The 12791-nt window shown below is 60.6% G+C and carries 11 protein-coding genes; 9 read left to right on the top strand and 2 right to left on the bottom strand.

All coding sequences use genetic code 11. From position 1 onward, the window contains the following. Window positions 1–2: 2 nt before the first annotated feature. The gene (locus PBDP_RS11385; protein WP_109755289.1) at window positions 3–1091 is read right to left on the bottom strand and encodes a fatty acid desaturase family protein; all 1089 of its coding nucleotides are present in this window, start codon (window positions 1089–1091) and stop codon (window positions 3–5) included. A gap of 162 nt (window positions 1092–1253) precedes the next feature. Between PBDP_RS11385 and PBDP_RS11380 the strand changes: the two genes are divergently transcribed. The 9 genes from PBDP_RS11380 to PBDP_RS11340 all read left to right on the top strand — a co-directional run bounded on the left by PBDP_RS11380 (window position 1254) and on the right by PBDP_RS11340 (window position 11041). Further along, on the top strand, window positions 1254–2303 hold the full coding sequence (locus tag PBDP_RS11380) for a LacI family DNA-binding transcriptional regulator (protein ID WP_212802255.1): 1050 nt from the start codon (window positions 1254–1256) through the stop codon (window positions 2301–2303). Window positions 2304–2811: 508 nt separating this feature from the next. Beyond that, the gene (locus tag PBDP_RS11375) at window positions 2812–3549 is read left to right on the top strand and encodes a FadR/GntR family transcriptional regulator (RefSeq protein WP_116832018.1); all 738 of its coding nucleotides are present in this window, start codon (window positions 2812–2814) and stop codon (window positions 3547–3549) included. Next, window positions 3546–4550, top strand: coding sequence for an ABC transporter ATP-binding protein (locus PBDP_RS11370; protein ID WP_109755293.1), 1005 nt, complete (start codon window positions 3546–3548; stop codon window positions 4548–4550). Before PBDP_RS11375 ends, PBDP_RS11370 begins: the two co-directional genes overlap by 4 nt. Window positions 4551–4573: 23 nt before the next feature. Beyond that, window positions 4574–5665: an ABC transporter ATP-binding protein gene (locus PBDP_RS11365; RefSeq protein WP_162893813.1), complete on the top strand. Its 1092-nt coding sequence runs from the start codon at window positions 4574–4576 to the stop codon at window positions 5663–5665. Beyond that, on the top strand, window positions 5662–7164 hold the full coding sequence (locus tag PBDP_RS11360; RefSeq protein ID WP_212802254.1) for an ABC transporter substrate-binding protein: 1503 nt from the start codon (window positions 5662–5664) through the stop codon (window positions 7162–7164). Before PBDP_RS11365 ends, PBDP_RS11360 begins: the two co-directional genes overlap by 4 nt. A gap of 34 nt (window positions 7165–7198) precedes the next feature. Then, complete coding sequence (locus PBDP_RS11355; protein ID WP_212802253.1) at window positions 7199–8146, top strand: ABC transporter permease; 948 nt, start codon at window positions 7199–7201, stop codon at window positions 8144–8146. Continuing rightward, on the top strand, window positions 8143–9015 hold the full coding sequence (locus tag PBDP_RS11350) for an ABC transporter permease (RefSeq protein ID WP_212802252.1): 873 nt from the start codon (window positions 8143–8145) through the stop codon (window positions 9013–9015). Before PBDP_RS11355 ends, PBDP_RS11350 begins: the two co-directional genes overlap by 4 nt. A 24-nt stretch (window positions 9016–9039) precedes the next feature. Beyond that, entirely contained in the window at window positions 9040–10635 is a 1596-nt protein-coding gene (locus PBDP_RS11345) for a gamma-glutamyltransferase family protein (protein WP_210643979.1), read from the top strand. Window positions 10636–10903: 268 nt separating this feature from the next. After that, entirely contained in the window at window positions 10904–11041 is a 138-nt protein-coding gene (locus tag PBDP_RS11340; protein ID WP_156877850.1) for a hypothetical protein, read from the top strand. A 503-nt stretch (window positions 11042–11544) separates the two neighbouring features. Here the strand turns inward: PBDP_RS11340 and PBDP_RS11335 are convergent. Then, window positions 11545–12663 (bottom strand): PQQ-dependent sugar dehydrogenase, encoded by a 1119-nt coding sequence (locus PBDP_RS11335; protein ID WP_212802251.1) that lies wholly within the window; start codon window positions 12661–12663, stop codon window positions 11545–11547. Window positions 12664–12791: the final 128 nt, after the last annotated feature.

Here is a 12791-nt window from a genome sequence, read left to right as displayed (position 1 = left end):
TGTCAGCCCAGCGTGGCTTCAGCCTGTGGATGGGCGTCGGTGGCAGGCCTTGAGCTACCGACGGGGCGTCGCACGAAATACGTCGGGTCCTTACGCTGCTTCAAGAGGGTCGGAATGATTTCCCTGAAGGCCTCGCCTATGTTGGCGTAAGGCGGCGGGCAATCGTGGCGGATCTCTTCATGGAGTTGGGCCAGGGCGTGGTACGGCACCATCGGGTACATGTGGTGCTCAAGGTGATAATTCATGTTCATGTACAGAAAGCGCAGTACCCGGTTCATATAGATGGTGCGGCAGTTGCTGCGGTGGTCCAGCACGTCTTCCGCCAGGCCCACATGTTGTGTGAGGCCAAACAGGTAGGACAACCAGCCGCCGTACAGGATGGGCAGGCCGATATACATCAGCGGCAACCAGCTGTGCAGGTAAAGCGCCGCGCCAAAGACAACGGCGTAAATCACGAGCCAGATACGGGCCGCCAGGAACACCTTGGACCATTCGGACTCAGGAATGAACGTCTGTTCCTGGGCATCCATTTTGCCAACCGCGTGCCGGCACACGCCTCCCATCGTCTTCAGCAGCAACGGGATCTGGAACAGGCTCAGCAGCATCATGAACAAGCTCGGTGGACGCGGTTCGACGATTTCCGGATCGCGGCCGACGACGATGGTGTCGGTATGGTGCCGGGCATGGCTCCAGCGCCACACATGGGGCTCGAACATGCACATGAAGCTCGCCACCTGGTAGAGCGCATCATTCATCCAGCGGGTCTTGAAGGCGGTGCCGTGGCCGGCTTCATGCCAGCGCGGGTTGGAGGCGGTGGCGTACAAAACCCCATACGCAAGGAAAAACGGCACACAAGCCCAAGTGCCCCAGAACCAGTAGCCGCCGAATCCGGTGATCACCAGGGTCAGCAGCCAGATGGCGGTATCGAGCAAGGCTGGGCCGTCGCGGCGCTGCATCAGTTGCTTCATGCGTTGACGGGAAATGGGCGACTGGTACCAACTGGCCGATACAAGACCTTTTTCGGCCGCGCGGGCGGCTTCAGGGCCGGTCAGGCGATAGTCCCGGGGAGAGGCTGTGTTGTCTTGAGGCATTGTTATTGTTCTCCGCAAGCGTGAGAGGTCAGGTGCTTTGCGTAAAAAAATATAGAGAGCATGGAAGGTACCCTCAAGGTCTTGAATACATTCCCTATCAAGCTATCATCCAGTTCCTGCAGGGCTTGATAGTTTTCTATCAAGACGCTTTGAAGGCTCATCATGAATAACAATAAACGCCCCACCATCGCCACGGTCGCCGAACACGCAGGTTTAAGTGTCGCCACCGTCGACCGCGTGCTCAACGCTCGCGCCCCGGTTAATCCAGCCACTGCCGAACAGGTGCTTCAGGCCGCCGAAGCCGTGGGCTATTTTGCTGCGCGGCTGATCGGCCAGCGCATTCTCGAACGCCGCCCCACGTACCGTTTCGGCATCCTGCTGCTGGGCACCGCCCAGGCGTTCTACGCCAACCTGGCCCAAGCCATCACCGAGGCCGCGCAGCGCCAGGCCGGGGCCAACCTGACCTGCCAATTCGAATACGTTTTTGATCGCACCCCCAGCGCCATCATTGCCCAGATCGAACAGTTGGCGGTGCAGTGCGACGGCCTGGCGGTGGTCAGCTTCGCCCACCCGCAGATCAACGCCGCCCTTGCCCAGATTCGCGAGGCCGGCGTGCCCGTGGTGGCACTGCTGTCGGGCATTCATGAGGCGGCGGCCGAGCCCTATGTCGGCCAGGACAATCAGGTAGTCGGGCGCACGATGGGCTGGCTGCTGGCCCGCACCTGTGGCGCGCGCAAAGGCAGCATCGGCATTCTGCTCGGAGGTCATCGCTTTCTTGGCCACCAGGCGCGGGTCGAAGGCTTGCACAGTTACTTGGCCAAACACGCACCTGGGCTGCGCCCGCTGGAGCCGCTGATCAATCTGGACAACTGCGACATCACCGAAGAAGCAACCCTCGACCTGCTGGCTCGGCATGACGATTTGCGCGGGCTATGCGTGGTAGGTGGCGGTGGCGACGGGATCATCAACGCGTTGGCGCAACTGCCCAAGCGCCCGACGCTGTGCTGCATTTTGCAGGAGTCCACCGAGCTGTCACGCCAAGCCCTGGCCCAGGGCTTGGTCGACGTGGTGATCGACTCTCAGCCGCGCCAGACTGCAACGGCGCTAGTGGATCTACTGGTGGAATTGCAGACTGCGGAGCAGTTCGATCCTGTGCGTCACCGGGTGCATGTTCCGCTGCAGATTGTGACATCGGAGAACTCCCAAAGCTGATGGGCTGGCGGCACAACCTTAATGGTTGCAGGCACGCTCATTGTGCTCAGGCAGGTCCAGCAACGTGTTGATACAGGAAAACCACCCCGATGATCACGACCTCAGCCTCGATATCGCCTTCAAGGTCCGATAGTGCAGGTCGTATTTACGGGTTTGGTTGGCATACGTGCACCTCTTCAGCATGTTATGGCCGAACACAAAATTTCCCAGATCAATACCAAGCACCACCCCGGCGCACTACGCACGAATCGATGCACAATCTGCATAAGCTGCGGAAATTGGTTCAATCATCCACGAACCAATCCTCTTTAATCCCCTGAACCAACCCGACGAACCCTTGCTTATCGGCCCCCGCCGCCGCCGCTCCTGAGTAATAGCTAAGTACATAGCGCTAATCCCGAGGCGAACCAATTTCAATTGGCATCGCGCTTGCACTTACCCTTTTGCCTCGATCTCCTGCCCACAGTCAGCTCGGAGCCGTTTTTCATACTCTGGCGCGAGTACCACGATGCAAAGGTTCGACCCTGACACACCCATCGACAACACTTCGAAACTAGCGCTGGATGCCTTGCGGCAGATGGTTGCGCAACATGCTGCCTTCCCGCACCGGGCATTGCCGACCGAGCGGGATCTGGCCGCCGATTTTGGCCTCAGTCGCCGGGCCATCCGGCGGGCGCTGGCGGTGCTGGAAGCCGAAGGGCAGATCTGGCGGCGCCAGGGCAAAGGAACCTTCGTCGGCCCTACGCCACCGAGTGCGGCCATGAGCTTTGCCCGGTTGTCCGGGCGGACCAACTTCAGCGAGGTTATGGAAGCGCGCCTGCATCTGGAACCGGCACTGGCGTCCCTGGCGGCGGTTCGAGCCAACGGCGACCAGATAGCAATTTTGCGCCGCCTTGCCGAACGCACCAGACACCAACAGGCCGCCGAGCCTGCCGATGCCGAGGGCATTGAGCTGTGGGACAGCGCCCTGCATCGCGGGATCGCCGAGGCCGCAGGTAACCGCCTGATGCTGGATATCTTTGAAATGCTCGATGCGATCCGGCTCGACCCGGCCTGGCGTGACCTGCGTCAGCGGGCTCGCAACGCCGATCGCCTCGACACCTACAGCCACGACCACAACGACATTGTCGACGCTATCGAAAACCGTGATCCGATCAAGGCCGCCACGGCCATGCGTGGCCATTTGCGCGCGCTGCAACAAGCGCTGGACAACGTCATCAATCAAGATCTGGAGGCAAGTTCATGAGCACCACAACTCAGGCCACCGACACGGTATTGAGTGTCAGCAACTTGACCGTGTGCTTTGCAGGCGCACCCGCCAATGTCGTGGACGGCGTCTCGTTCTCGGTCCAGCGCGGCAAGACCCTGGCCATCGTCGGAGAGTCCGGATGTGGTAAAAGCGTTACGTCCATGGCGCTGATGGGCTTGCTACCCGATACCGCCAAGATCGCCGCCCGTACGTCCGCCCTGCTCGATGAAGCCTTGCTGGGCATGCCCGACGAGCGCTTGCTGGATGTGCGCGGCAACCGCATGGCGATGATTTTTCAAGAGCCCATGACCTCCTTGAACCCGGTCTTCACCATTGGCGAGCAGATCGCCGAAAGCGTGATCCGCCATCAGGGTCTGTCGGCCAGGGACGCCCGTCAGCGCGCCCTGCAAATGCTCGAAAAGGTCCGCGTGCCTGACGCCGCGCAACGCCTGGACGCCTACCCCCATGAACTGTCCGGCGGCATGCGGCAGCGGGCAATGATTGCCATGGCCCTGGCCAACGATCCGGCGCTGATCATTGCCGACGAACCCACCACTGCTCTGGACGTGACCATTCAGGCGCAGATCCTGTCGCTGATCGCCAATCTGCAGGCTGAAACCGGCACGGCCATGATCCTGATCACCCATGATCTGGGCGTGGTCGCCGAAGTCGCTGACGACGTGATGGTGATGTACGCCGGGCGAGTGGTGGAAAGCGGCCCGGTGAAAACCCTGTTCGATGACCCGCAGCACCCGTACACCATCGGCCTGATGGGTTCGATGCCATCGATTGGCCCGCGTGAAGGTCGCCTGGCAACCATCAATGGTCGCGTCCCGACGCCTGCGCAAATGCCTACCGGTTGCCGATTCGCCGGGCGCTGCCCTTTTGCGATTCAGGCATGTCGCGAGGCGCGCCCGCCGCTACTTGAGCTTTCCCCCGGACATTTCGCCGCGTGCATTCGTGCTCCACTGGAACAGCATATGGGAGTCAGCGCGTGAGCCTTTCTGAACGCCAAATAGTTATGCGTGCAAGCCCTGAAATCATTCTCGACGGCATCGACCTGAGCAAACACTTCGGGGTGGAAAGCGGCTTGTTCCAGCGCAAGAAGCCGCCGGTGCAAGCGGTCAATCAGGTCAATCTGTCGGTGCGCAAAGGGGAAACCCTGGCGCTGGTGGGCGAGTCCGGCTCGGGTAAATCAACCCTCGGCCGTCTACTGCTCAACCTGCTCAAACCTACGGCGGGCGACATCATTTATGAAGGCCGCAACCTGGCCAATCTGACCCCGGAAAAGCTGCGCCAGGTGCGGCGTGATTTGCAGATCATCTTTCAGGATCCGTTTGCCTCGCTCAATCCGCGCATGACTGTGGAATCCATCGTCGGTGAACCTATCTGGCTGCACAGCGATGCCAGCCGCAGCGACCGCCAGGCCAAAGTCGCCGAGTTGCTGCGCACCGTGGGCCTGGCGCCCGAGCACGGCGGCCGCCACCCTCACGAGTTCTCCGGTGGCCAGCGTCAGCGCATCGGCATTGCGAGAGCCCTGGCGTCTGACCCGCGTTTGATTCTGGGTGACGAACCCGTGTCCGCGCTGGACGTTTCGGTACAGGCGCAAGTGGTCAACCTGCTGGAAGACCTCAAGCATCAATTCGGTCTGACCCTGGTGATTGTCGCCCACGGCCTGGCCGTGATCCGCCACATGAGCGACCGGGTAGCCGTGATGTACTTGGGGGAAATCGTCGAACTGGCGCCGGTCAACGGCCTGTTTGAAAACCCTCTGCACCCTTACACCCAGGCGCTTATGGCCGCCGTGCCGGTCAGCCACCCGGACCTGCGCCGGCCGCGCCCATTGCTGGGCGGCGACATGCCGAGCCCGAGTCGCCCGCCATCGGGTTGCCGCTTCCATACCCGCTGCCCGCACGCCCGGGCGCTGTGCAAAGAAGTGGTGCCGGTGATGGAAACCGTCGAGGCCGAGCGTCAGGTGGCGTGCCACTTCTGGCGTGAAATCGCCAATGCCGGTGCAGGCACCCTGATTTTGCCGACACCCAGCGCTGCCTACACCCAGCGCCTGAATCTGTTCAAGAACCATCAATCCCTTGCAGTGGAGAGCCAGCCATGAGAATTGCACGCGTCATGACAGGAACCTTGTTATTGCTGGCCGCCAACGCCGCCTTTGCCGAATCCACCCTGCGCATCGGCATTCAGGACGATCCTGATGGGCTCGACCCGCATCGTTCGCGTACCTATTCGGGCCGTCTGGTCTATACCGCACTGTGCGACAAGCTGGTGGATGTGAACCCGGACCTGACCTACGCCCCACAACTGGCCACTGCCTGGAACTGGAGCGAAGACGGCAAGACCCTGACCATGACTCTGCGCGAAGGCGTGACTTATCACGACGGCGAAGCGTTCGATGCTGCCTCGGTGAAGTTCAACCTGGACCGCGCTCGCACCCTGCCCGACTCCCTGCGCAAGAGCGAGCTGGCCTCGGTGGACAGTGTTGAAGTGATCGACGCCAAAACCGTTGCCATCAAACTCAAGCAAGCGGACGCCACCCTGGTCTCCCAACTCTCGGACCGCGCCGGAATGATGCTTGCGCCGAAGGCCGCCCAGGGTGAGTTCGCCTCCAAACCGGTGTGCTCCGGCCCTTACAAATTCGTCCAGCGCGTGCAGCAGGATCGCATTGTGCTGGAGCGCTTCGACAACTACTGGAACAAGCAGGCTTATCACTTTGACAAGGTGATTTTCCTGCCGATTCCGGACACCTCGGTGCGTCTGGCCAACCTGCGTTCCGGCGACCTGGACATCATCGAACGGGTTGCCCCCACCGACGTGAAAACCGCCAAGGCGGACAGCAAGCTGGCGGTCTATAACACGCCTGGGCTTGGCTACATGCAGTTGATGTTCAACATTAACAACGGCGAAAAGGCTAACTCGCCGATGGGCAAAGACAAGCGCGTGCGCAAGGCATTCGAGCTGTCCATCGACCGTGATGCGATCAACCAGGTGGTGTTCGAAGGCCTGTATGCGCCGAGCGCCCAGCCATTTCCGAAAAACAGCCCGTACTACGACAAGGATCTGCCGATCCCGACCCGCGATGTGGAAAAGAGCAAGGCCTTGCTGGCCGAAGCAGGCGTGAAGCTGCCACTGGCAGTGGACCTGAAAGTCGCCAACAACCCTATCGCACAACAGGTCGGGCAGATCATTCAGGCCATGGCTGAAGAAGCGGGTTTCAAGGTCAATCTGATTGCCACTGAATACGCCACCATGCTTAGCGAACAGCAAAGCGGCAACTTCCAGATCGGCATGAGCGCCTGGTCGGGCCGTCCTGATCCGGATGGCGACATTCACCAGTTCGTGACCTGCAAGGGCGGCCAGAACGACGGCAAATACTGCAACGCCAAACTCGACGAGCTGTTGGACAAGGCCCGCACTGTCAACGATGTTGCCCAGCGCCAGGCCCTGTACAACGAAGCCCTGCGTTTGCTGGCTGACGAAGTGCCGACCGCGTATCTGTATTTCGATCCGCGAATCATGGCCATGCGTAACAACGTGACTGGTTTCGTGCCGAGCCCGGATGGCCTGATTCGTCTGAACAACGTCGCGTTCAAGCCATGACTGTGAATGATCGACGCAAAAACGAGGGTCCGGCATGCTGATGTTTATCCTGCGACGCCTGCTCAGTGCGATCCCGACACTGATCCTGGTTTCGCTCTTCGTCTTCACCCTGCAGAAACTGTTGCCGGGTGACCCGGTGCTGGCCATGGCCGGTGAAGAGCGCGATCCGGCGGTGATGGAATACCTGCGCGACAAGTATCGGCTCAACGACCCGATCCCCGTGCAGTACCTGAACTGGGTCGGCAATGTGCTGACCGGCGACTTCGGCACTTCACTGCGCACCGAACAACCGGTGACCACGCTGTTGGCGTCCAAGTTGCCGGTGACCCTGGAGCTGGCAGTGCTGGCCTTGTTGATCGCACTGTTGATCGGCATCCCCACTGGAATTATCTCGGCCGTACGCAAAGGCACCGTCGTGGATTACGGGGCCAATGTCATCGCGCTGTCGGGGATCTCGATTCCGCACTTCTGGCTGGGGATCCTGCTGATCATGGTCTTCGCCGTGAAACTGCAATGGCTGCCGGCCTCGGGTTTCGTGCCCGTGGGCGAGGACTTCGGGCAAAACCTGAAGACCTTGATCCTGCCGGCCTTCGTGCTCGGCGCAGGGTTGTCGGGGATTCTCATGCGCCATACCCGCAGCGCCATGCTTGAAGTATTGCGCACCGACTACGTGCGCACCGCCCGGGCCAAGGGCCTGCGCCCGCGCACGGTGATCCTCAGGCATGCCCTGCGCAATGCATTGATGCCTATTGTGACCCTGACAACCCTGCTGTTTGGTGAACTGCTCGGCGGCGCAGTGCTGACCGAGCAAGTCTTCAGCATCCCTGGCTTCGGCAAGATGATTGTCGACGCCGTGTTCAATCGTGATTACGCCGTGGTGCAAGGCGTGGTGCTGTGCATCGCAATTGGCTTCCTGCTGCTGAACCTGCTCGCCGACGTGCTGTACCGGATGATTAATCCGCGCCTGAGGACTGCTTCATGACCGCTATTTCCAGCCTCCCTCATAGCGTGATCGCACCCCGCAGCCGCTCGCCGTTCGTGAAGAAATTCCTCGCCAACAAAGGCGCGGTACTCGGCGCGGCGGTGTTGCTGCTGTTTATCCTGGCGGCCTTGCTGGCGCCCTGGATTGCGCCCCATGACCCGCTGAAAGCCAACTTTCTCGCGGTCCGCAAGGCACCATCGCTGATCTACTGGATGGGCACTGACGAACTGGGTCGCGATCTGTTTTCCCGCCTGCTCTGGGGCGCACGCAGTTCGTTGCTGGCCGGTGGTGTTTCGGTGGTCATCGCCATGGCCATCGGCGTGCCTTTGGGCCTGTTGGGCGGTTATTTCGGCGGCAAACTCGAAGCGATGATTTCCCGTGTCATGGAAGCGCTGTTGTCCTGCCCGTTTCTGGTATTGGCGATTGCGCTGGGCGCCTTCCTCGGCCCGAGCCTGACCAACGCAATGATCGCTATCGGCCTGTCAGCCATGCCGATCTTTGCCCGACTGACCCGTGGTCAGGTGCTGGCCATCAAACACGAAGATTACCTGGAAGGTGCTCGTGCCATTGGCTTGCCGGATCGCTGGATCATCCTGCGCTACGTGCTGCCCAACGTGATGTCGCCATTGGTTGTGCAAGCCACCTTGACCATCGCCTCGGCGATTCTGGCTGAAGCCAGTCTGTCGTTCCTCGGTCTGGGCCAGCAACCGCCCTCGCCTTCCTGGGGATCGATGCTCAACACCGCGAAAAACTTTATGGAGCAGGCACCCTGGATGTCGATTGCGCCTGGCGTGGCGATCTACATTACGGTCCTGTGTTTCAACCTGCTGGGGGATGGTTTGCGTGATGCGCTGGACCCCAAGGGCTAACTTTTCTGCCAAAGAGAAACGCTAATGTTTGATGATCTGGATTACAGCCAACCCTACGCTTCGGCACGCTCGCCAGTGATGGGCAGTAACATGGTCGCCTGCTCCCAGCCATTGGCCGCCCAGGCCGGGCTGGACATGCTGCGCAAGGGCGGCAACGCCGTCGACGCGGCCATCGCAGCCGCCATGGTCCTGACCGTGGTCGAGCCCACCGGTTGCGGGATCGGCAGCGACGCTTTCGCTATCGTCTGGGACGGCAGCAAGTTGCAGGGCCTGAATGCTTCCGGTCGCGCACCGCAAGCCTGGACCCCTGAGTTTTTCGCCGGGCAGAGCAAAATGCCCCAGCGCGGCTGGCCAGCGGTGACTGTGCCGGGGGCGGTTTCGGCCTGGGTCGAGCTGTCCGAGCGTTACGGAAAACTGCCTTTCGCCAGCCTGGCTGAACCGGCCATCGGCTATGCTCGGGATGGCTACCAAGTCACCCCGATCATAGCCCAGCTGTGGAAGCTCGGCGCTGAACGGCTCAAGGATCAGCCGGGTTTTGCCGAGTGCTTCCTGCCCGACGGCCAAGCACCACAGGCCGGGGACAAAATCCGGCTCAAGGATCACGCCCGCACCCTGGAGCTGATCGCCCAAACCAAAGGCGAAGCGTTCTATCGCGGCGAACTGGCCCAAGCCATCATCGCCCATGCCAACGCCAATGGCAGCGTCATGAGCCTCGACGATCTGGCGACCCACACTGTGGACTGGATCGACACCCTGTCGGTGCCCTACGCCGGCGCCGTCGTTCATGAATTGCCACCTAATGGCCAGGGCATCGCTACCCTGTCCGGCCTGACTATGCTCGAAGCATTGGGCGTCGGCGAGCATCCCGTGGACAGCCTGGAAACCGTGCACCCAGTGCTGGAAGCCATGAAGCTGGCCCTTGCCGACCTGGACGAACACGTGGCGGATAACGACCACATGCGCGTGCCTTCCGAGCATCTGCTGGACAAAACCTACCTGATGGAGCGCGCCGGTCTCGTCACCGACAAGGCCGCCAATCCGGGGCATGGTTCGCCTAAACCGGGCGGCACCGTTTACCTGTCGGCGGCCGATGAAAGCGGCATGATGATCTCGTTCATCCAGTCCAATTACATGGGCTTCGGCTCAGGTGTCGTGGTGCCTGGCACCGGCATCAGCCTGCAAAACCGCGGTGCGGGCTTCTCCCTGGATCCGCAGCACGTCAACTACGTTGCACCGCGCAAACGTCCGTTCCACACCATAATCCCCGGCTTTGTGATGAACGCCGACGGCACGCCGTTGATGTCCTTCGGCCTGATGGGCGGCCCGATGCAGGCACAGGGTCACTTGCAGATGATGATGCGCATCCTGCGCTACAAACAGAACCCGCAAGCCGCCGCAGACGCACCGCGCTGGAGGCTCGAATCTGGCCTGAAAGTCGCAGTGGAACGTGCATTCGACCCACAGGTGGTCGAAGCCTTGCGTGCCAAAGGCCACGACATCGTTATCGAAGAACCTAACGGCGTATTCGCCTTTGGCGGCGCGCAGATTATCCAGCGCACCACCCATGGTTATGTGGGTGGCACTGATCCCCGGAAGGATGGTCTGGTGGCCGCGTACTGAAAGTACGAAGATCCTAGGCGCAACTGAGTTGCGCGTAGGATTATTCTCTGAAAACCGCTAATTCTCATCCCACCGCAAGCTATTGCCAACATGCTTTGCCGCCCAGGACTCAGAACTGTGGCGAGCTTGCATTGGGTCTGTATTTCACAGGCAAAAAAAAGCCACTCATCTGAGTGGCTTTTTCTGAATCTTGGAGCGGGAAACGAGACTCGTATCTGGCGTCCGACCCATTGAAATCTATAGGGTTTCTGTTATTCCTGAAGCAGGAATGGACTTGATTCTGGACTTGTTTTTGAAGTATTTCAAGATCCAAGTCTGGTATGACACCAGCGTTGGAGTGGATCAATCACTGCACGCCGCATTCGATGCCCGCGCCGTTTACGCGGGGCTGACCATGGACTTCTAAGGGACATAGGTCAGGGAGCGTTATCGCAGGATGATCCTCCTCTTGGCAGACCTATCGGCGGTTGTCACTTTCTGCCGGTACAGTCTTACCCCCTGAAAGCACCGTCAATGGAATGTTCCATGAGCTCCTGCATTCGTATCAGAGCAAGCGCAAACCCAGCTGATTTCTTCGATGAGGTTATTCCAGAGGAGGTCTTGACCTGAACGGTTGGCGGTTGGAGTGATCAATACAAGGCCTGGGACGCTCCCGCCTGGTTCGAAAATGTGAGTTGACGGCCTCTCTGTTACCCTGAATGGGCTTCTCGCTTCTGTTTCCAGCGCTGGTGTCGAGATCCTGAAACACATTTCCCCACAGAACCGACCTGGCTGGTATCGTTCTCGACGATCAGCTTGATATCGCCGAGTTCCTCCTTGGGAGGCGGCGAGCGCAAGCCGTCGAAGAGGTTGCGGGCAGGCGTCGCAGCTTGCCGACGCTGCAGCTGCGCAATGCCTGCCCTGATGGGCTCAGCGCGGCTGAAGACGCAGCAGTTTGCCATCCTGTTCGTCGGTGAGCACATAGAGCAGGCCGTCAGGGCCCTGCCTGACATCCCGAATGCGGGCATGCCCGTCCTCCAGCAACTTGTGCTCGGCCACGACCTTACCGTCTTTCAGTTCGATACGGTCGAGGTAGCCGAACTTGAGCGAACCGACGAAGAGATTGCCCCTCCATGCCGGCCCATAACGGTCGCTAGTCAGGAAGGCCATGCCGGACGGCGCGATCGAGGGCACCCAGTAATGCAGCGGCTGCTCCATGCCGTCCTTGGCGGTCAGGCCGTCGCCAATCTTCCCGCCGCCATAGTTCTCGCCGTAGGTGATGACCGGCCAGCCGTAGCTGCGACCCGCCAGCGGAACGTTGATCTCGTCGCCGCCCTGCGGACCGTGATCGTTCATCCAGAGGTGGCCGTCCGGACCGAGCGTAGCGCCCTGGCTATTGCGATGGCCATAGCTCCAGATCTCCGGCAGGGTACCGGCGCGGCCGACGAAAGGGTTGTCGGCCGGTACCGCGCCGTCCTTCTGGATGCGCACCACTTTGCCCAAGTGGTTATCGAGCTTCTGCGCATCCTCCTTCCGGCTGTAACGCTCGCCCAACGTGACGAAAAGCGTCCCGTCCTTCGCCTCGACGATACGGCAGCCGAAATGCGCGGAGCTGCTCACCTTCGGCCGCTGACTGAAAATCACCTGCAGGTTGTCGAGGCGCACCATGTTGCTCGACAGCGTCGCGCGTGCCACTGCCGTGCTATTGCCCGCGCCACCAGCGGCCGGTTCGGAAAAGCAGAAGTAGACCATGCGATTCAGGTCGAAAGCACTGTCCGTCACCACATCCAGCAGCCCGCCCTGCCCGCCTGCCGCGATCGCCGGCAGCCCCTCAACCGGCGGGCCGATGCTCCCATCGGCATCAACTACCCGAAGCCGGCCCGGCCGTTCGGTCACCAAGTAGCGATGTGCCGGCAGAAAGGCCACTGCCCAGGGATTCTCCAATCCGGTTGCCACACGCTCAGCCCGCACCTCGGCGGCCAGCGCGCTGGCAGCAAAACCCATGGCAAGAAATGCTGGGACCAGAACCCACTCAAGTTTCAGATTCATGACTGTTCCAATGGTTGATTTGACAGCCGCTAGCACACCCTACGAAGAAAGATATAAATTGGTAAATCTTTGCGCTACGCATGTGCATCCAGATATTTCTCTGCTTTTGCGATCCCGTTCATGCGCTA

Source organism: Pseudomonas sp. St290, assembly GCF_018325805.1.
In the GTDB taxonomy this organism is placed as follows: Bacteria; Pseudomonadota; Gammaproteobacteria; order Pseudomonadales; family Pseudomonadaceae; genus Aquipseudomonas; species Aquipseudomonas bijieensis.
This window is presented reverse-complemented; position numbering and strand designations above follow the sequence as displayed.

Bases quoted from the DNA above. Each gene is read 5' to 3' on its own strand.
- PBDP_RS11375 (WP_116832018.1), top strand. From the start codon at position 2,812: ATGCAAAGGTTCGACCCTGACACACCCATCGACAACACTTCGAAACTA.
- PBDP_RS11380 (WP_212802255.1), top strand. From the start codon at position 1,254: ATGAATAACAATAAACGCCCCACCATCGCCACGGTCGCCGAACACGCA.
- PBDP_RS11385 (WP_109755289.1), bottom strand. From the start codon at position 1,091: ATGCCTCAAGACAACACAGCCTCTCCCCGGGACTATCGCCTGACCGGC.
- PBDP_RS11360 (WP_212802254.1), top strand. From the start codon at position 5,662: ATGAGAATTGCACGCGTCATGACAGGAACCTTGTTATTGCTGGCCGCC.
- PBDP_RS11355 (WP_212802253.1), top strand. From the start codon at position 7,199: ATGCTGATGTTTATCCTGCGACGCCTGCTCAGTGCGATCCCGACACTG.
- PBDP_RS11370 (WP_109755293.1), top strand. From the start codon at position 3,546: ATGAGCACCACAACTCAGGCCACCGACACGGTATTGAGTGTCAGCAAC.
- PBDP_RS11345 (WP_210643979.1), top strand. From the start codon at position 9,040: ATGTTTGATGATCTGGATTACAGCCAACCCTACGCTTCGGCACGCTCG.
- PBDP_RS11350 (WP_212802252.1), top strand. From the start codon at position 8,143: ATGACCGCTATTTCCAGCCTCCCTCATAGCGTGATCGCACCCCGCAGC.
- PBDP_RS11365 (WP_162893813.1), top strand. From the start codon at position 4,574: ATGCGTGCAAGCCCTGAAATCATTCTCGACGGCATCGACCTGAGCAAA.
- PBDP_RS11340 (WP_156877850.1), top strand. From the start codon at position 10,904: ATGGACTTGATTCTGGACTTGTTTTTGAAGTATTTCAAGATCCAAGTC.
- PBDP_RS11335 (WP_212802251.1), bottom strand. From the start codon at position 12,663: ATGAATCTGAAACTTGAGTGGGTTCTGGTCCCAGCATTTCTTGCCATG.